General features: G+C 67.8%; 15 protein-coding genes and 2 pseudogenes. 13 read left to right on the forward strand and 4 right to left on the reverse strand.

The features are described 5' to 3' along the window. Positions 1 to 17: 17 nt before the first annotated feature. Positions 18 to 1,421: pseudogene (locus OG390_RS42210) on the forward strand (cellulase family glycosylhydrolase); the annotation flags it as partial. Here the strand turns inward: OG390_RS42210 and OG390_RS42215 are convergent. Further along, positions 1,336 to 2,187 (reverse strand): phytanoyl-CoA dioxygenase family protein, encoded by an 852-nt coding sequence (locus tag OG390_RS42215; RefSeq protein ID WP_406175365.1) that lies wholly within the window; start codon positions 2,185 to 2,187, stop codon positions 1,336 to 1,338. The pseudogene OG390_RS42210 and the gene OG390_RS42215 overlap by 86 nt on opposite strands. A 154-nt stretch (positions 2,188 to 2,341) precedes the next feature. Between OG390_RS42215 and OG390_RS42220 the strand changes: the two genes are divergently transcribed. Continuing rightward, entirely contained in the window at positions 2,342 to 3,208 is an 867-nt protein-coding gene (locus OG390_RS42220) for a class I SAM-dependent methyltransferase (protein ID WP_406175367.1), read from the forward strand. An 11-nt stretch (positions 3,209 to 3,219) separates the two neighbouring features. Here the strand turns inward: OG390_RS42220 and OG390_RS42225 are convergent, their stop codons facing one another. After that, the gene (locus OG390_RS42225) at positions 3,220 to 3,777 is read right to left on the reverse strand and encodes a hypothetical protein (protein ID WP_406175368.1); all 558 of its coding nucleotides are present in this window, start codon (positions 3,775 to 3,777) and stop codon (positions 3,220 to 3,222) included. 1 nt (position 3,778) lies between these two features. Here OG390_RS42225 and OG390_RS42230 point away from each other — a divergent pair. Then, positions 3,779 to 3,937, forward strand: a pseudogene (locus tag OG390_RS42230) (short-chain dehydrogenase); the annotation flags it as partial. A gap of 81 nt (positions 3,938 to 4,018) precedes the next feature. Here OG390_RS42230 and OG390_RS42235 read toward each other — a convergent pair. Then, on the reverse strand, positions 4,019 to 4,714 hold the full coding sequence (locus OG390_RS42235) for a glycoside hydrolase family 75 protein (RefSeq protein ID WP_406175370.1): 696 nt from the start codon (positions 4,712 to 4,714) through the stop codon (positions 4,019 to 4,021). Between the two features lie 190 nt (positions 4,715 to 4,904). On the opposite strand from OG390_RS42235, the gene OG390_RS42240 reads away from it, so the two are divergent. Next, entirely contained in the window at positions 4,905 to 5,516 is a 612-nt protein-coding gene (locus OG390_RS42240) for a hypothetical protein (protein WP_406175372.1), read from the forward strand. Between the two features lie 254 nt (positions 5,517 to 5,770). Here the strand turns inward: OG390_RS42240 and OG390_RS42245 are convergent, their stop codons facing one another. After that, positions 5,771 to 6,562: an aldo/keto reductase gene (locus tag OG390_RS42245; protein WP_406178194.1), complete on the reverse strand. Its 792-nt coding sequence runs from the start codon at positions 6,560 to 6,562 to the stop codon at positions 5,771 to 5,773. A 368-nt stretch (positions 6,563 to 6,930) separates the two neighbouring features. Here OG390_RS42245 and OG390_RS42250 point away from each other — a divergent pair, with 368 nt between their 5' ends. From OG390_RS42250 to OG390_RS42290, 9 genes are all read left to right on the forward strand, one after another. Next, a complete protein-coding gene (locus tag OG390_RS42250) occupies positions 6,931 to 7,074 on the forward strand; it encodes a pyrroloquinoline quinone precursor peptide PqqA (RefSeq protein ID WP_406175373.1) in 144 nt (47 codons plus the stop codon). Between the two features lie 18 nt (positions 7,075 to 7,092). Further along, positions 7,093 to 7,947 carry a pyrroloquinoline-quinone synthase PqqC gene (gene pqqC / locus OG390_RS42255; RefSeq protein WP_406175375.1) on the forward strand — a complete coding sequence of 285 codons (855 nt, stop codon included), beginning with the start codon at positions 7,093 to 7,095 and terminating at the stop codon, positions 7,945 to 7,947. 62 nt (positions 7,948 to 8,009) lie between these two features. Next, entirely contained in the window at positions 8,010 to 8,198 is a 189-nt protein-coding gene (gene pqqD / locus OG390_RS42260; RefSeq protein ID WP_406175377.1) for a pyrroloquinoline quinone biosynthesis peptide chaperone PqqD, read from the forward strand. Next, positions 8,195 to 9,274 carry a pyrroloquinoline quinone biosynthesis protein PqqE gene (pqqE, locus tag OG390_RS42265; protein ID WP_406175378.1) on the forward strand — a complete coding sequence of 360 codons (1,080 nt, stop codon included), beginning with the start codon at positions 8,195 to 8,197 and terminating at the stop codon, positions 9,272 to 9,274. The genes pqqD and pqqE overlap by 4 nt, the downstream gene beginning before the upstream one ends. Beyond that, positions 9,268 to 10,494, forward strand: a complete 1,227-nt coding sequence (locus OG390_RS42270) for a glycoside hydrolase family 105 protein (RefSeq protein WP_406178196.1) — start codon at positions 9,268 to 9,270, stop codon at positions 10,492 to 10,494. The genes pqqE and OG390_RS42270 overlap by 7 nt, the downstream gene beginning before the upstream one ends. A 4-nt stretch (positions 10,495 to 10,498) precedes the next feature. After that, positions 10,499 to 11,278, forward strand: coding sequence for a Tat pathway signal sequence domain protein (locus OG390_RS42275; protein WP_406175379.1), 780 nt, complete (start codon positions 10,499 to 10,501; stop codon positions 11,276 to 11,278). An 11-nt stretch (positions 11,279 to 11,289) separates the two neighbouring features. Further along, a complete protein-coding gene (locus tag OG390_RS42280; RefSeq protein ID WP_406175380.1) occupies positions 11,290 to 15,858 on the forward strand; it encodes a glycosyl hydrolase family 28 protein in 4,569 nt (1,522 codons plus the stop codon). Positions 15,859 to 16,014: 156 nt separating this feature from the next. Beyond that, entirely contained in the window at positions 16,015 to 17,025 is a 1,011-nt protein-coding gene (locus OG390_RS42285) for a chitinase (RefSeq protein ID WP_406175381.1), read from the forward strand. Positions 17,026 to 17,036: 11 nt separating this feature from the next. Continuing rightward, positions 17,037 to 19,064, forward strand: a complete 2,028-nt coding sequence (locus tag OG390_RS42290) for a PQQ-dependent sugar dehydrogenase (protein ID WP_406175383.1) — start codon at positions 17,037 to 17,039, stop codon at positions 19,062 to 19,064. Positions 19,065 to 19,085: the final 21 nt, after the last annotated feature.

The raw sequence follows: 19,085 nt of genomic DNA on the forward strand, positions 1-19,085 counted from the left end.
GCTGCAAGGAGTCGCTCATGCGACACCCCCCGCGTTTGAGTCTTTCAGTGGTCGGCGCCGCGGTCGCCCTCGTGGGCACCGCGATCGCGCCGGTCGTCACGGCTTCAGGAGCCACACCCGCGTGCACGGTGGAGTACTCCGTCACCGGCCAGTGGGACACCGGCTCCCGGGGCGCCGTGAAAATCACCAACAACCTTGCCGCGGTGAGCAGTTGGAGCCTCGTCTTCGACTTCGCCAACGGCCAGAAGGTCAACCAGGGCTGGAACGCCAAGTGGTCCCAGTCCGGGACGACGGTCACCGCGTCCAACGAGAGCTGGAACGGCTCGTTGGGTTCGGGGGCCAGTGTCAGCGCCGGGTTCCTCGCCTCGTGGTCGGGGAGCAACGCCTTGCCGACGGCGTTCAAGGTCAACGGGACCACGTGCAACGTGGATTCCGAGCCGACGCCGACGCCGACGCCGACCGATCCTCCCTCGGACGGCACGGCACCGGCGCTGCACGTCTTGGGGAACAAGCTCGTGGACGCCGGCGGCAGCGCCCGCCGACTGCTGGGCGTCAACCGCTCCGGCGGCGAGTTCATGTGCATCCAGGGCCGTGGAATCTTCGACGGCCCGGTCGACGACGCGTCGGTCAAGGCCATCGCCGACTGGAAGGCCAACACGGTTCGCATTCCGCTGAACGAGGAGTGCTGGCTGGGCCTGTCGAACATCGACGCCCAGTACGCAGGCGCCCGCTACATCGCCGCCGTCAAGGACTTGGTCGCCGAGGTCGAGGCGCACGGCATGGCACCGCTCGTCGAACTGCACTGGTCCTACGGCCAGTACACCGGCAACTCCTCGGGCTGCTCCGACGTGCACGCCAGCTGTCAGAAGCCGATGCCGGACGCCCAGTACACCCCGTCCTTCTGGGCCTCGGTCGCGAGCACCTTCAAGGACGACCCGGCCGTCGCGTTCGACCTGTTCAACGAGCCCTACCCGGACCGCGCGACTTCCACGATAACCCAGGCGTGGACCTGCTGGCGGGACGGCGGGAACTGCCCCGGCATCTCCTACGAGGTCGCCGGAATGCAGGACCTGGTCGACGCGGTACGCGGCACCGGCGCCAAGAACCTGATCCTGGCCGGCGGGCTCGCCTACTCCAACGATCTGAGCCAGTGGCTGACGTACAAGCCCAGTGATCCGACGGGCAATCTCGTCGCCGCGTACCACGTCTACAACTTCAACACCTGTGCCAGTGAGAGCTGCTGGAACTCGACGCTCGCCCCGGTGGCTGCCCAAGTCCCGCTCGTGGCGGGGGAGATCGGCGAGAACACCTGCTCCCACTCCTTCGTCGACACCGTCATGAAGTGGTTCGACGACCGGGGGCTCTCCTACCTCGGCTGGACCTGGAACACCTGGGACTGCTCCTCCGGCCCCTCTCCGATCCCTCCCGGGCCAGCCCCCGGCGGATCGCGAACTCCACCGCCGAGTAGTCGCCGTCGGGCCGGTCCAGCTCGAAGGGCACCGCCGGGTACAGCGGCGGCTGCGCCATGAAACGCGGTCGGGCGCCGTGGTGCGGCTGCGCCGCGTGCACCAGGAAGGGGTGACACAGGAATACGTCGCCGGGGCGGCCGGTGGCGTACGCGAGCGGGCGGTGCGCCGAGGCCTCGACCAGCTTCGGGGCGATGTCGAGGCCCGAGACCCCTTCTTCACCGTACGGCTCCAGGAGTGGCGGCACTTCCAGGTGCGAGCCGACGCGGATTCGGGTGGGGGCGTCCCGGGGGCCCACCTCGCTGAAGAGGAAGAGCATCAGAAGGGCGCGGCCCTTTGACCTGAGGTTCGTGAAGTACCAGCTCTCGCCCTCGGGCAGATAACTGCCCTCGATGTGCCAGCCGGCGTCGTCCGGTTCCTCCTCATGCGGGAAGCGCAGCGGAAAGCTGCCCAGCGAGTAGCGCGGCTCCCAGCGGTCCTCGCCCAGCAGCAGGTCGAACGCCTCGTGCAGGGCAGGGGAGTTGGCCGCCGCGGCGAACGGGCCCTGGGCCATGCCGGAGACCCAGCGCACCGGTTCGGCCCAGGTGGCCGGGGCGTGCGGGTCGTACCCCGTCTCCTTCCACAGCAGTCGCGCGCAGTCCTCGGCGACGCGCGGCGGGAAGGCGCCCTCGTTCCTCACGAAACCGTCCTCGAGGAAACGCTCCACCATCTCGTCGTCCATGGGGCCATGCTCGGGGACCCGCTCTCCTGGGCGCTTCCGAATTTTCCGCGCGCTCGTTTTCAGCCCGTCCGTTTTGCTGTTTGAGCAACAGGAGTGGCCGTTTCCGGGAGTGGCGGCGCACGCTGTCGGCATCCCGGACGAGAGGCTCGGAACCATGGCACACCACCACCACGACCACACACAGATCGACTTCACCGAATGGCTGCCCCTGCTGGAGCAGGAAGCCGAGCTGTTCACCCCGCTGTACGCCGAGGTGGCGGCCTGGCTCCGCGAGCGGCGGCCGGATCCCGAGCTGATCGTGGACGCGGGCAGCGGACCCGGAGTGATCTCCTGTCTGCTCGCGGACACCTTCCCGCGGGCGCGGGTCGTCGCCGTGGACGGCGCGGAACCCCTCCTGGAACGGGCCCGCGCCCGTGCGGACCGGCTCGGCGTCGCCGACCGCTTCAGCACGGTGGAGGCCGAACTTGCCTACGGCCTCGGCGACTTGGAGTACCCGGCGGACCTGTTGTGGGCCAGCAGGTCGCTGCACCACGTCGGCGACCAGCGCGCCGCGCTCTCCGGTTTCGTGCGCGGTCTCGCGCCCGGCGGCACCCTCGCCCTCCTGGAGGGCGGTCTGCCCACGCGCTTCCTGCCGCGCGACATCGGCATCGGCCGCCCCGGTCTGCAGTCCCGCATCGACGCGGTCCACGACGAGTGGTTCACCCGGATGCGGGCCGAGCTGCCCGGAGCGGTGGCCGAGACGGAGGACTGGCCTGCCCTGCTGACCGCCGTGGGCCTGCGCCACACCGCGACGCGCACCTTCCTTCTCGACTTCCCCGCTCCGCTGTCGGACGAGGCCCGCGCCTTCGTCGTCAGCACCCTCACCCACCGCCGGGAAGGCCTGGCAGAGGGTCTGGACGCGAACGACCTCGCCACCCTTGACCGGCTCCTCGACCCGGACGACAAGGCGAGCGTGCACCACCGCCCGGATGTGTTCCTGCTGACGGCGCACACCGTGTACCTCGGGGTGAAGCCGGAGTAGCCCGCTGCCGGTCAGCACTCGCCCGGGTGCGCGTACACGGTGATCCGCGCCCCCTGAACCCGCCGGGTGTCGCACTGCTCGAAGTACTCCGCCAGGACCCGCCGTTTGACGATCTCCTGCGGTGTCCGGTCGAGTGGCTGTTCCGCGGGATCGCGCACGGCGACGACGCGGGGTGTGGCGAGCAGACGTGCGCGGATGACGGGCGCCGGAACCTCCGTGCCGTACAAGGTGTGCGAGGCGACGGGCCCGCGCTCCAGGGCCAGGTCGCGCAACCCGCGCACCGAGCCGGGATCGGGCAGCGACCACACGCGGCGCCGCGCCGGCATGTAGAGGACCCCGTCGCCCCGGGCACCGGCCTGCGCGACGCCCCGGGCCACGGCGGTGACATCGTCGGTACGGCTCTCGGGCGTGCGCAGCTGCAGCGTGACGGGGAGCAGCGCGAGGAGCGCGGCTCCCGCCCCGGACAGCGCCGCGGTGCGGGTTCGTCCGGCGGCCCGCACGAACCGGTCCAGCGCGGCGCCGGCGAGGAGAGCCGTTCCGGTCTGGCCGTAGAGCACGTAACGGTCCACACGCGTGGAGACACCGTTCTGGGACAGCTACGGCAGTCTGCCGCCGGGCCATCTGCTCACGGCCGACCAGCTCGCCGAGTCGATCGTCTGGGCGATCGGGCAGCCGGAGGGTGTCGACGTGAACACCGTCGTCGTACGCCCGATGGGCCAGCCCGTCTGACGGGTGTCCCGTGAGGGGTGCGGGGAACTGCGCGACCGGCCACGGACGGCGCGCAGTTCCCCCACGGCATTCAGCGAATGCTCAGTTGTTCTGCAGAAACTTCTTCGCCAGTGAGTCACCCAGCGACACCGCCGCACTGTGACTCTCGATCGGCGACACCTGAGAGTTCTTGAACAGGATGTACGTCACGCCGGAGTCGGTCCCACCCGTCTCCGGGTCGGGGTCGATGCCGAGGGACTTCGCGGTGGCGTACGAGGCCTCGCCGATGATCTTCGTGGGCCCGGTGTCACCGACCACCGCGTACTCGACCTTGTTGTGGTAGATGACCGCGACCACGCCGCCGCCCTTGATGCCGGAGCTCGTGTACTTCCAGATGCTGCTGGTGCTCGGCACCACGACGTACGGCAGCGAGTCGGCGCGCAGCGGCTTGCCGTTGGACTGGTGGAAGGCTGTGTCGTCCTGGAACCAGGGGTCGGTGTTGCCGTTGCACTTGCTGGTGACCTGGCCGTCGCAGTCGACGTCCATATCGGCTTTCCAGAACACGGCGCCGTTCTTGCCGCAGACCGGGACGGTGGCCGACGTCTCGTCGTCGGTCTTGTACTTGCCGTTCGATATCTGCGAACAGGACGTCACCTTGGCGAGCAGGTCGGCCGCGCTGACCGAACCCTCCTGTGCGGAACGGAGGTTGACGGTTCCAGAGGCGTTGGTCGGGAGTACTGCGGTGGCGAGGAGCGCGGCGCCGGAAGCCGCGGCGAGGGTCAGTGTTCGAGTGCGCACTGTGGGGGACCCTTCTGTTAGGAAACTTTCCTTACCGGGTGCCGTACAACGTGGACCCCATTGCATGACCTCGTCAAGCCCCTGGTGTGAACTCCGGTATTCCGAGTCGATTGCGACCATCCCCTTGCGGGAGAAGACTGGCTATATCGAACATTCCGGGTAATCGCCCGGCTTCTGGGAGGCGAGCGTCATGTTCGTGCGGACTGTGTACGCGACCGGCGATCCCGTGACGATCGATACGGCCATCAAGTCCTTGAACACGCGGGGCCGGGACCTGCTCGAGGATCGCCCGGGGTATCGCGGATCCAGCATCTTCGTGGACCGGAAGCTCGGCAAACTCCTCGTCCTGAGCTGGTGGGAGTCCGAGGAGGCCAGGCAGAACAGCGACGCGGTGCTGCGCGAGCGGCGCGCTGGGCTCCTGGAGCCGTTCGCGGCGACGCTGGCGGTCGACAACTACGAGGTGGCGGTCTTTCATCCGGTCCGGCAGCCGCAGGCGGGAGGCGGACTGCGGCTCAGCAGGCTGGAGTTCGAGCCCGCGGACGCGGATCTGCTTGCCGATACCTTCCGGGCGACGGTGGTGCCCAGGCTCGAGAGCCTCCCGGGGCTGGCCAGGGCGTCACTGCTCATCGACCGGGAGCGTGGGCGCGGCCTGGTCGGCGTCCTGTTCGTCGACCGGGAGTCCCTGGTCGCTTCCCGCGGCCCCCAGTCGGCGGCCCGGCACGACGGCGCGGCCAAGGCGCACGTGACCGTGACCGGACTGGAGGAGTTCGAGATCGTCTTCACGGACGTACGGGGCGGTTGAGGCCTCCCGTGCGGGGCCGGTGGACGGTGGGTCGGCAGATGGCGGGTCGTTCGACGGATCGTGTTCCGTGTAGAGGCCTGCTGACAACGGATCGTTCGAGGGGTCGTGTTCCGTGTGCAGGCCTGCCGGCGACGGTTCGTTCAAGGGATCGTTTCCGTACCCGAGCCGGCCGACGACGGCCCGGCTCCCGTACGACGGTCCGCCCCGCCGCGGGAGACCCCGCGGCGGGGCGGACTGACATACGACTGCGGGCCTCAGCCCATCTCGAAGGTCGCCGGGTCCGGACCCAGGCGACGGTCCTCGTTCAACGCGGTGATCGCCGCGATGTCCTCGGTGTCCAGCGAGAAGTCGAAGACGTCGATGTTCTCCTTGATCCGGGACGGAGTCACGGACTTGGGGATCACGATGTTCCCCAGCTGGAGGTGCCAGCGCAGCACGATCTGGGCCGGCGTGCGGCCGTGCTTCTGGGCGATGGCGACGATCGCCGGGACCTCCAGGAGTCCCTTGCCCGAGCCGAGCGGCGACCAGTCCTCGGTCGCGATGCCCTGCTCCGCGTGGTACGCGCGCGCCGCGTCCTGCTGGAGGTGCGGGTGCAGTTCGATCTGGTTGACGGCCGGGATGACGGACGTCGCGTCGATCAGCTTCTCCAGGTGCTCCGGAAGGAAGTTGGAGACGCCGATGGCCTTGGCGCGGCCGTCCGCGTAGAGCTTTTCGAAGGCCTTGTACGTGTCGATGTACTTACCCCGGGACGGCAGCGGCCAGTGGATCAGATACAGGTCGAGGTACTCCAGCCCGAGCTTCTCCAGGGACGCGTCGAAGGCGCGCAGCGTCGCGTCGTACCCCTGGTCGCTGTTCCAGAGCTTGGTGGTGACGAAGAGATCCTTGCGGGCGATGCCGGAGGCGGTGATGGCCTTGCCGGTGCCCTCTTCGTTGCCGTAGATCGCAGCGGTGTCGATGCTGCGGTAGCCGGCCTCCAGCGCGGTGGTGACCGCCCGCTCCGCCTCGTCGTCCGGCACCTGCCAGACACCGAAGCCCAGCTGCGGCATCTCGACGCCGTTGTTCAGGGTGATCGGGGGGACCTTGCTCACGAGCTCTCGATCCTTCAGTCGTCGGGTGGTACTCCCATGGTCAACGATCACGGGCCGTAATGCATTCCTGACCGGCGGATTCCTCGTGGATTCATGGTGGGTCCGGACGCGTCCGGCCTTGGCGCGAACGGAGGTTGGCCGGAAATGGATCCGACCTTCTCGGTCCGGACCATTGACCGGGTCCCGTCACCCCGCAACTCTGTATCACGCCACTGAACGCTCTCATGAACTCAGTGCATGCATGTGAACAGCAGTGCCTGTCCGAGCCCCACCATACCTGTCTGGGCTCCACACCCCCCACCCATCAGGAAAGCGGGTACGCACACATGAACGAACAGCAGGCTCTCGAGATCTCCCGCACGAAACCGAGCATTCGGGAAACGTCGGAGGAAAGGCTTTGGGAGGTCCCCGGGTATCTCGTCGTCGAGACCGCCCTGGAGGTCACCGCGTACGCCCTCGGCGAGCGTTAGAGCACCGGTGGTCGCACCATGACCGCGACAATCGTGCGCGACGACGGTGCCGCGGCCCCTTGGCGAACCCCCGAGTTCACCGAGCGGCTGCGCGCCGTCGCCGAAGAGCGCTACCACGACCGGCACCCCTTCAACGTCCGTATGCACCAAGGCGAGTTGACGCCCGTTGAGCTGCGCCGCTGGATCGCCAACCGCTTCCACTACCAGCGCCACATCCCCGTCAAGGACGCCCTGATCATTGCCAAGTTCGACGAGCCCGCGCTGCGCCGTGCCTGGCTGCGCAGGATCCAGGACCACGACGGAACGGCCGACGGCGAGGGCGGCATCGAGCGCTGGCTGCGGCTCGGCGAGGCGGCCGGCCTCGCCCGCCCGACGCTGTGGGACGCGTCCCGTGTACTGCCCGGCGTACGGTTCGCGGTCGAGCGTTACGTCACCTTCTGCCGCGGACGACCGGCACTGGACGCGGTCGCCGCCTCGCTCACCGAGCTGTCGGCACCCGGGCTGATGCGCAAGCGGATCGCCGCCTTCGAGCGGCACTATCCATGGATCGACGCCGACGGGCTCGCCTACTTCCGGGCCCGTGTCGGCCAGGGCGGCCGGGACAGCGAGGAAGCCCTCGCACTCGTCCAGGCCTGGGCCCGCACCAGGGAACAGCAGGAACGGGCGGTGGCCGCGCTGGCGTTCAAGTGCGAGGTGCTGTGGGCCTTGCTTGACGCGGTGGACCAAGGCGGCGGGGAGGTTCCGGACGGCCGGGTGGGCCAGGAGGGCGACCGCGTGGGGGAGGGAGGCGGAGCCGGCCGGGTGGGCCAGTGCGACCGCGTGGAGGAGGGCGGCGGAGCCGAGGTGCCGCGCGATCCGGTGAGCGGATCATGACCTGGCGCCCCGCCCTCCCCCGATCCGTGATGCTCCGTCACGACAAAGTCAGGGAAACCGACTTGCTCCTCCTCCCTGAGCGAGTGGTCGTCCTGCGCGGCACCGCGGGCAGCGTCGTCCGACTGTGCGACGGCAGCCGTGCGGTGCCCGAGATCGTCGCCGAACTGGGCGAACGGTTCCCGGGCGCACCCGTCGCCGACGAAGTCCCCCCATTCCTCGCGGCGTTGCGAAAGGAGGGCTGGCTCCAGTGACCGTGGCTCCCCCCTGGGCCCTGCTCGCCGAACTCACCCACGGCTGTCCGCTGCGCTGCGCGTATTGCTCCAACCCCGTCGAACTGATCAGTCGGTCAAGAGAGCTGAACGCCGAGCAATGGGCCGACGTACTGCGCCAGGCCGCCGACCTGGGCGTCGTCCAGACCCATCTCTCCGGCGGCGAACCGTTGCTGCGACGGGACCTCACCCAGGTCGTCGAGGCGGCCGACACCGCTGGGCTCTACACCCAGCTCGTCACCAGCGGCGTGGGCCTGCACGAGCGGCGGCTCGCGGAACTGCGGGACGCCGGACTTCGCTGTGTCCAGCTCTCCGTGCAGCACGCGGATCCCCATGCCGCCGAACTCATCGCGGGCTCACGCTCGTTCGCCGCCAAGGAACGCGCCGCGCGCCTGGTGCGCGCGGCCGGACTCCCGCTCGGCCTCAATGTCGTGCTCCACCGTGCCAACATCGATGCCCTCGACCATCTGATCAGTCTCGGCCTCGACTGGGGCGCCGAGCGGATCGAGCTCGCCAACACCCAGTTCTACGGCTGGGCGTTACGCAACCGCACGGCCCTGCTGCCGACCCGCGACCAGGTCGAACGGGCCCGCGCCACCGTGACCCGCCGCCGTGAACAACTCATCGGCGCCCTGGAGTTGATCTGGGTCGCTCCCGACTACCTCGACGGCACCGCGAAACCGTGCATGGGCGGCTGGGGAGCCGTCTCCCTCACCGTCGCTCCGGACGGCACCGTACTTCCGTGCCCGGCCGCGGCGAGCCTCCCCGACCGCGACCCGCCGAACGTGCGGGATCACCCGCTCGACTGGATCTGGCGTGAGTCGAAGGCCTTCAACGCCTTCCGCGGCGAGGGCTGGATGCGGGACCCCTGCCGCACCTGCGCCCTGCGCACCACCGACTTCGGCGGCTGTCGCTGCCAGGCGCACGCGCTCACCGGTGATGCCACGCGCACCGACCCGGCCTGCCGTCACGCCCCCGACCACCACCTCGTACGCACGCTCGTCGACGAAAGCCCGCGTACGACCTCTGCCTATGCCTACCGAGAGGGAGGATCATGAGACGACGACTGCGAGCGGCGTTGCTTGCGGGCGCGCTCGCCACCGCGGGCCTGATGACGGTATCCGCGACCGCGCCCCAGGCCGCCATTGCCGGACCTCAGCAGATCGCCGCGCCCGAGGGCGCGCGGATCGCCACCCCGGACCGGTCCCCGGTAGCCGCGCCCGACTGGTCGGTCGCCCTGATCGACTCGACCATGGCGCGCTACTCGCCCAGCACGATCGGCGGCTGGTCGTACCCGGTCGGTCTCTACCTCTACGGCCAGTACCTCACCTATCGGCGCACGCACGACGCCCGCTGTCTCTCGTACATCAAGAGCTACGTCGACCGCTTCGTGAAGAGCGACGGGACGATCGACCCGAGCTTCAACAGCCTCGACAGCATGCAGGCCGGCCGACTGCTGACCATCCTGCACCACGAGACGGGTCAGGACCGCTACCGCAAGGCGGCGAGGAAGATCCGCGACCGGCTCACCACGTACCCGCGCACCGCCGACGGCGGCTTCTGGCACGCCGACACCAGCAGCCGTGCCCATCAACTCTGGGCCGACGGCGTCTACATGGTGAACCCCTTCCTCGTCGAGTACGGCAAGGAGTTCGGGGACACGACGTACGCGAACGACGAGGCGGCCCAGCAGCTGTATGTCTACGGCAGCCATCTCCAGGTCCCGAGCGGTCTGCTGAAGCACGCCTACGACGAGTCGAAGACCGCGAGCTGGGCCGATCCGCGGACGGGGCTCGCGCCCGAGCACTGGTGCCGGGCGGTCGGCTGGTACTCGATGGCGATCGTCAACGTGCTGGACGCGATCCCCGTCAACCATCCTCGGCGGGATCAACTCGTGAGCATCCTCAGGAAGTTGGCGGTCGGCCTGGAGAAGTACCAGGACCCGGCGACCGGGCGCTGGTACCAGGTGATCGACAAGGGCGACAGGAGCGACAACTGGACCGAGACCTCCTGCTCCAGCATGTTCACCTACGCCCTCTCGCGCGGTGTCCAACAGGGCTACCTCGACGCGCACTACGCCATGGTCGCCCAGCGCGGCTACCGAGGCGTCCTGGCCAAGATCTCGACCGGCTCCGACGGTCGCACCCGTCTCACCGACATCTCGATCGGCACGAGCGTCGGCGACTACGCGTACTACGTCGCCCGCACCCGGGCCACGAACGACTTCCACGGACTCGGCGCCTTTCTGATCATGAACGAACAGTTGCGAGGTGAGTAGTGTCATGAGCACGTCTAGAAGAGGGTTGCTCGGCGCCGCACTCGGCGGCGCGGTCGGCCTGTCGAGCGCGACAGCGGCGCACGCCGCCTCCTGGCAGCAGAAATGGGCCCCCTCGGCGAGCGGCAACGGACTCGGCGCTTTCGAGACCGTCGAGGACGACCGCGCCGACTCGCACCCGGCCGGACAGCCACACATCTACGCGACCGGCGACAACTGGCACTTCACCATGCACAAGGTCGACCGGGACACGTCGACCGACCGGCAGCGCCAGGAGGTCACCGGACTGCGCAACGGCAGCGGCAGCAACTATCTGAAGTGGACCGAGGGCCAGACCTGGCGGGTCACGTACTCGATGTACATCCCGAGCTCGCTGAAGGCGACGACCACCTTCACCCACATCATGCAGATGAAGCAGCCCGGTAACGGCACCTCGCCGATCGTCGTGCAGTCGCTGCGGCGGGTGAACGGCGTGCAGACCATCGAGCTGAAGCTGGCGATCGACGACATTCTCGTCGGCCGTACGGACCTGGAACCGCTGCACAACAAATGGATCGACGTCGACTTCCGGATCAAGGTCGGCAACGGCTCGGCGGGCTCGGTCCGCTGGATCCTCAAGAACGGTTCGACCACGGTCATCGACAGGTCGAAGTCGGGAGTCGACACCTTCCTCGCCGACCGGGTGCGGCCCAAGTGGGGCATCTACCGCTCCCTCGGCGACACCTCAGGGTCCCTGCAGGACTGCTACCTGCTGCTGACCAACCTCCGCGGCTGCCAACTGGTGTGAGGAGCCGTCACATGAAACGCACACACTGGGTGACGACGCTCTTCTTCGCCTTCGCCGTCGTTCTCGGCCTGACACACCCACAGGCCCTCGCGGCCGCACCGACGACCCGGGCCGGCGTCTTCGACGTACGCGACTACGGAGCCAAGGGCGACGGCTCCACCAATGACACCCCCGCCATCGACAAGGCCATCACGGCGGCCAATTCCGCGGGCGGCGGCACGGTCCGCTTCCCCGCGGGCAAGTACAAGTCGAAGAACACCATCCACATGAAGAGCGAGGTCACGCTCCAGGTCGACACGGGCGCGACGATCCAGGGTTCCAGCGCGGACACGTACGACCCGCCCGAGGACAACCCCAACGACGCCTACCAGGACTACGGGCACAGCCACTTCCACAACGCGATGATCTACGGCGACCGGCTCACCGACATCGGCTTCGTGGGCGGGGGCGTCATCGACGGCCTCGGCAACCTCATCACCGGCAACCCCGAGTCCGGCGAGGCCGACAAGATCCTGTCCCTGACCCGCTGCAACGGCCTTCGCATCGGCGACGGTCTCACCCTGCGCCGCGGCGGCCACTTCGCGGCCCTCATCAACGGCTGTACGAACGTCACTTCGGACCACCTGACCATCGACACCGCGAGCGACCGTGACGGCTGGAACATCATCAGCACGACGAATGTCACCGTCACGAACGCCAACATCAAGGCCAACGACGACGCGCTCGTCTTCAAGAGCGACTACGCGCTCGGCGCCAAGCTGCCCAACGGCCATGTGCGGGTGAGCGATTCCTATCTGTCGGCGGTGTGCTGCAACGCGTTGATGTTCGGCTCCGAGACCTGCGGCGACTTCTCCGACTACCGGTTCGCGAAGATCCGCATCGAGGGCTCCGACAAATCCGGGCTCGGCATGGTCTCGATGGACGGCGCGAAGATCTCGGACGTCCACTACCGCGACATCACGATGACGAACGTCCACTCACCGATCATGCAGAAGATCGGCACCCGGAAGCGCTGCGGGAACAGTCCGGGCATCGGCTCCATCAGCGACATCACCTACGACAACATCAAGGCGACCGGGTCGAGCCCGTCCTTCAGTCCGACCCTGTGGGGCGAGAGCGGCCACCGGATCAACGGAGTCACCTTCACCGACGTCGACATCACCGTGCCCGGCGGCAACGGGACCATGTCCACCGCCGTGCCGAGCAACGACCCTAACGACTACAACCCGAAGGCCATCGGCACGCGCCCCGCGTACGGCTGGTACCTCCACAACGCGGACGACGTGACTTTCACGAACAGCTCGGTGAAGTTCGCGGCGAACGACGGACGTCCTGCCGTCATCGCCAACTCGGCGAGCGGGATCAGGTTCAACCGCTTCACGGCACAGCGCGGGAGCAACTCGCCGCACGACATGGGGTTCCAGAGTGTCACGGGGTACTGCCTGACGGGCAGTCACAACACGTCGGGTGGGGCTCTGCGCGTCTCCGGTGCCGGGTCGAGCGAGAGCTGCGGTACGGCCGTCAGGACCGCGGCCGCGAAGACCGTGGCTGTGAAGAGCACGGATGGGGAGAGCGTGGCCGTGAAGCCGCTCGACCTGGAGAACCCCCGCCAGGCATTCCTCCGCGGCTCCGTCGGTGGCCTCTTTCTGCACTGGGGTGAACGCACCGCCCCCGCCCACACCGGCTGCACCGCCTGGGAGAACGACGTCACCAGCGGCGGCTGGACCCCCGACTACTGGGTGAAGGAGGCCCAGAAGCTGCACACCCAGTACCTCGTCCTCGCCACCTTCCACAGCAGGCTCGGCTACGCCCGCCCCTGGCCGTCGAAGATCCCCGGCAGCTGCTCCACCCACCGCGACTTCCTCGGCGAACTGATCACCGCGGCCAAGGCCAAGGGCCTCAAGGTCATCCTCTACATGACCGACGACCCCCAGTGGCACAACGAGGGCGGCCACGAATGGCTCGACTCGGCCGCGTACTCCGCCTACAAGGGCACGAACGTCGACCTCACCACCCGCGACGGTTTCGGCCGCTTCTCGTACGACAACTTCTTCGAGGTCATGGACCGCTATCCCGACCTCGGCGGCTTCTGGATCGACAACGACAACGCGTACTGGGAGAGCCACAACCTCTACGCGCAGATCCAGCAGAAGCGCCCGAACTACACGCTGAGCAACAACAACGAAGACACGCCGATCATGGACATGATCAGCAATGAGCAGAAGACGGGGATGACACCGGCGTACGACTACCCCCAGGCTGTCTACACGGCCCAACCCCGCCTGACCGAGGCCGACTTCAAGCTGCCGTCGAGCGGAGCATGGTGGTACGACGGCTCGAACCCCTCCGTCGACAAGATGCTCACGCTCGGTCGGCTGATCACGAACACGGGATCGTCCGTGAAGGCGCTGATGGCCGAGACCGCTCAGGTCAACGGCAGGTTTCCGAGCAACCAGGCCGCCTTCAACAATTTCGCCGACTCCTACCTCGACCCCATCTGGCAGTCCCTGCACGGCACCGAGGGCGGCGGCTACATGTACGGCGGCCTGAAGCCCGGCTTCTGGAACGGCGGTGCCCACGGCGTGACGACGATCAGCAAGAGCGAGCCCAACCTCCAGTACGTGCACGTGCTGACCCCGCCGTCCACCAGTACGCTGCGCATCCGCGACAACGGTTACCGGATCGCGGCCGTCACCAATCTCCGTACGGGAGCGGCGGTTTCGTGGTCGCAGTCCGGGGGTGTGCTCACGTTGAGCGGCCTCGGGAACTGGGACCCGTACGACACCGTCTTCAAGGTCACCACCGCGGGGCGGCTGGGCATCCTGTCCGGGGTCACGGTCAGCGCGAGCTCCTCGGCGAGCGGGCACGAGGGCTCGGCCGCCTCGGACGGCAACTACCTCACGTATTGGGACAGCAACAAGGCTCTGCCGGTCAACCTCACCTTCGACCTCGGCTCGGCGAAGAAGGTCCAGTACATCGGCCTGAACCAGCGTGAGGACTCCGTCGCCCACGCGCGCTCCGACACCGAACAGTCGGCGCGGATCAAGGCGTACAAGGTGTTCCTCAGCAACGACGGCTCCAGCTGGGGAAGTGCCGTGAAGACCGGGCAACTGCCAAGTCGCCGCGGAATCCAGGGGATCGACCTGACGGCGGCCAATGCCCGCTACGTACGTCTCGAAGTCGACTCCACCTGGGCCGCGTCCACCGACTCGAACCGCTACAAGCGGTTGCGGATCGACGAGGCGTGGATCGGGACGGCGTACGCCACACCGTCGACCACGGCCGGCTCCTCGTACCCATCGGCGGCAGGGGCCACGGTCGGGCCCTACTCGGACAACGGCCAGTCCCTCCGCCCCGCGATGGGCTGGAGCAGCTGGAGCTTCGTCCGACGCCGGCCCACCGAGGCGAAGATCAAGGCGCAGGCCGACGCCTTGGTTGCGAGCGGACTGGGGAACCACGGCTTTGTGTACGTCAATCTCGACGATTTCTGGCAGAAGTGCGACGCGAACGGATTCGTTGTCGACTCCTATGGCCGCTGGACCGTCGACACGGCCAAATTCCCCTCCGGAATCAAGGCGCTGGCCGACTACATCCACTCCAAGGGACTGAAGTTCGGCTTCTATGTGACACCGGGTATCGCCAAGAACGCGGTCACCAAGAACACACCGATCGAGGGGACTTCGTATCACGCGGCCGATATCGCGGACACGTCGAAGACCGAGAAGAACTACAACTGCAAGAACATGTACTACATCGACTACGGGAAGCCGGGCGCTCAGGAGTTCGTGAACTCGTGGGCGAAGCAGTTCGCCTCCTGGGGAGTCGACTACCTGAAGATCGACGGGGTGGGCAGCGCCGACGTCCCCGACGTCCAGGCCTGGGACAAGGCGCTGCGGGCCACCGGCCGACCGATCAACTTCGCGCTCTCCAACAACCTCCCGATCGCGAACGCCTCCACCTGGCGCTCGCTGGCGAACAGCTGGCGCACTCAGGGCGATGTCGAGTGCTACTGCGGCTCGGGCCCGAACGGCAGCGGCTATCCGCTGACCGACTGGTCCCACATATCCGCCCGTTTCACCTCGGCGGCCAACTGGCAGCAGTACGCGGGACCTGGCGGTTGGAACGACCTGGACTCACTGGAGATCGGCAACGGCGACCAGGCAGGACTCACCGCCGATCAACGCCGCTCCCACTTCACCCTGTGGGCGATGGCGGCCGCGCCGCTGCTGCTCGGCACCGACCTCACGCACGTCGACTCCGTCGACAAGGCGATGCTGACGAATGACCGGATCATCGGCGTCGACCAGGACGGCGTCGCGGCCGAGCGGATCGTCACCAGCGGCGTGAAGCAGGTCTGGAGAAAGAAGGAGAGCGACGGCAGGTATGTCGTGGCGCTCTTCAACACCGGTACGTCCGGCAACTCCACGGTCAGTGTGAACTGGTCGCAGGTCGGCTTCACGGGCTCCGGTGACGTCACCGACCTGTGGTCCGGCTCCCACAAGGGCACCATCGCGAACTCGTACAGCGCCACGCTCCGCCCCGGCGAGACCCGGCTGATCCGGGTGGCGCCGGTGCGCTGACCGCTGACCGGGCATCTGCGACCACGGCCGAACGGCAGAAGGGGCAAGGTCTTCCGTCCTCGGAAGACCACTGCCCACTGACCATTAGGAAGCTTTCCTAACGCACCACTTCCACGTCCCCGCTGCGTTCCACCTCACCTCAGGAGGAAGATCCACGTGCACACCGAAGCGCCCCCACGCCGTTCCGGCGTGATCCTGGCGGCCCTGCTCGGGCTGCTGCTGCCGCTGCTGTTCGGCGCGCCCCCGGCCGCGCACGCGGTCACCGCGAGACCGCTCGCCTCCCCGGGCCCGGCCGTCGCGCCCTACGAGTACCTCGGCTGGGGCAGTCCGCAGAACCCCACCTCCGTGATGTCGGCGACCGGCGTCAAGTGGTTCACCCTCGCCTTCATCCTCTCCGACGGCTCCTGCAACCCGAAGTGGGACGGCTCACGCCCGCTGACCGGCGGCAACGACCAGTCGGAGATCAACGCGATCCGGGCTGCCGGCGGTGACGTGGTGGTCTCCGTCGGGGGCTGGAGCGGGGCGAAGCTCGGGGAGAAGTGCTCCAGCGCCTCGGCGCTCGCGGGCGCCTACCAGAAGGTCATCGCCGCGTACCACCTCAAGGTCATCGACATCGACATCGAGAACACCGAGTGGTCCAACGCCACGGTCCGCCAGCGTGTGATCGACGCGCTGAAGATCGTCAGGGCCAACAACCCCGGACTGAAGACCGTCATCACCTTCGGCACCACGACCAGCGGTCCGGACTCGACCGGCGTCGACATGATCAAGCGGGGCGCCAACTCCGGGCTGGCGAACGACGTGTGGTGCGTCATGCCGTTCGACTTCGGCGGCGGCAGCAGCAATATGGGCACCCTGACCAAGCAGGCCATGGAAGGGCTCAAGGCGCGGGTCAAGTCGGCGTACGGATACAGCGATTCCACGGCGTACGCGCACATCGGGCTCTCGTCGATGAACGGCAAGACCGACGACTCCGGCGAACTGGTCCGTGTGTCCGACTTCAAGACCATGCTCGCCTACGCCCGGCAGCACCACATCGCGCGCCTCACCTACTGGTCCGTGAACCGCGACCGGGCCTGCGGCTCGGGTTCCGACGGAGACGCGTGCAGCGGAGTGTCGCAGCAGCCCTACGACTACCTCAAGGTCTTCGCCCAGTACACGGGCTGAGGGGACGAACCATGAAACTCACAAGAGCACTGCCCTGGTGTCTCTCCCTGGCCCTCGCTGTCCCGCTCGCCGGCCTCACCGGCTCGTCGGCGCAGGCGGCCACCGACTACCAGGCCGAGGACGCCGCCATCTCCCAGGGCACCGTGGCCTCCAACCACACCGGCTACACCGGCACCGGGTTCGTCGACTACACCAACATCACGGGCTCGTACGTGGAGTTCACGGTGAGCGCGGCCTCGGCGGGAACGTCGTCGCTGGCGCTCCGGTACGCCAACGGCACCGACACCGACCGCCCGATGGACATCTCCGTGGGCGGCACGGTCGTCGCCTCCGGTGTCTCCTTCCCGGCCACGGCCGACTGGAACACCTGGGCGACCAAGACCGTCAACCTCCCACTGGGCGCGGGCTCCAACAAGATCCGCGCAACTGCCACCACCGGCAACGGGGGACCCAACCTGGACCGGATCAGCATCGGCACGGCGGCCGACACCCAGGCTCCCAGCAGGCCCGGGCAGCCGAGCTGTTCGGCGATCGGCGAGGACGGCCTCACCCTCTCCTGGGGCGCCTCGACGGACAACGTCGGGGTGAGCGCGTACGACATCTACGAGCACGGAAACAAGATCAGCGAGGCCGTGGGCTCCACGACCTCGAAGGCTCTCACCGGTCTCAGCCCCAACACCACCTACAACCTGACAGTCATCGCACGGGACGCGGCCGGTAACACCTCGCAGGCCAGTCCCGTCGTGGACTGCACGACCAGGCCCAGCTCCGACACCACCCCACCCACCGAACCCGGAACGCTCACGGTCTCCAACGTCACCGCGAACACCGCCGACCTGAGCTGGGGCGCCTCGACGGACGACAAGGCGGTCGTGGCGTACGACGTCCGCAGCGGGGCGACGGTCTACAGGAGCGCCACGGGTACATCCACCACGCTGACCGGACTCGCCTGCAACAGCCCGTACACCCTGAACGTGGTGGCGCGCGACGCGGCAGGCAACGTCTCCCCGCAGAGCAACACCGTCACCTTAACGACGAAGGCCTGCGCCACGGACGGCGGTGTCCCGTCCTCGATCGGGACGGTCTCCAGCGGCTGGACGATCCCGTGGGGCACGTACTGGATGCCCGACGGCCAGAGTGCCCTGGTCACCGAGCGGGACGACTTCCGCCTCTGGAAGGTCACGAAGGACGGCACCAAGACGCAGGTCGGGACCGTGCCCAACGCGGTGACGACGAACGGCGAGGGCGGCCTGCTGGGTGTGGCGATCGATCCGAAGTGGGAGACCAACCACTACGTCTACTTCATGCACACGGCGTCCGAGGGCAACCGGGTCGTCCGCATGACGTACAACGGCAGCTCGCTGACCGGCTACACGATCCTGCTCCAGGGCATCAAGAAGAACCGCTACCACAACGGCGGGCGGCTCGCCTTCGGCCCCGACGGCTATCTGTACGTCTCGACCGGAGAGGCCCAGACGCCCGAACTGGCCCAGGACAAGACGTCGTTGAACGGCAAGATCCTGCGCATGACGACGGACGGCAAGGCGGCCCCCGGCAACCCGTTCGGCAACTACGTGTACAGCTACGGGCACCGCAATCCGCAGGGCCTGGCCTTCGACCGCAACGGACGCCTGTGGGAAGCCGAGTTCGGCAACAGCTCCAAGGACGAGCTGAACCTCATCAAGCCGGGCGCCAACTACGGCTGGCCGACCTGCGAGGGCACATGCAGCGTCTCCGGGATGACCAACCCCAAGAAGACCTGGAACGTCTCCGAGGCCTCACCCAGCGGCATCGCCATCGTCCGCAATGTCATCTACATGGCGTCTCTGCGCGGTGAGCGCCTGTGGCGCATCCCGATCAACGGCGACACGGCGAACGTCGGTACGGCGACCGCCTACTACGTGGGTACGTACGGTCGTCTGCGCACGGTCACCAAGGTTCCCGGCGCCGACCAGCTCTGGCTCTCGACCACCAACTGCGACAACAACGGAGGTGCGGCGGACGGCTCGGACAAGATCTTCCGGGTGAGCATCAACTAGTGCCGCGTCAGCCGAGGTTCG

This window comes from Streptomyces sp. NBC_00996 (genome assembly GCF_045162675.1).
Classification (GTDB): Bacteria; Actinomycetota; Actinomycetes; order Streptomycetales; family Streptomycetaceae; genus Streptomyces.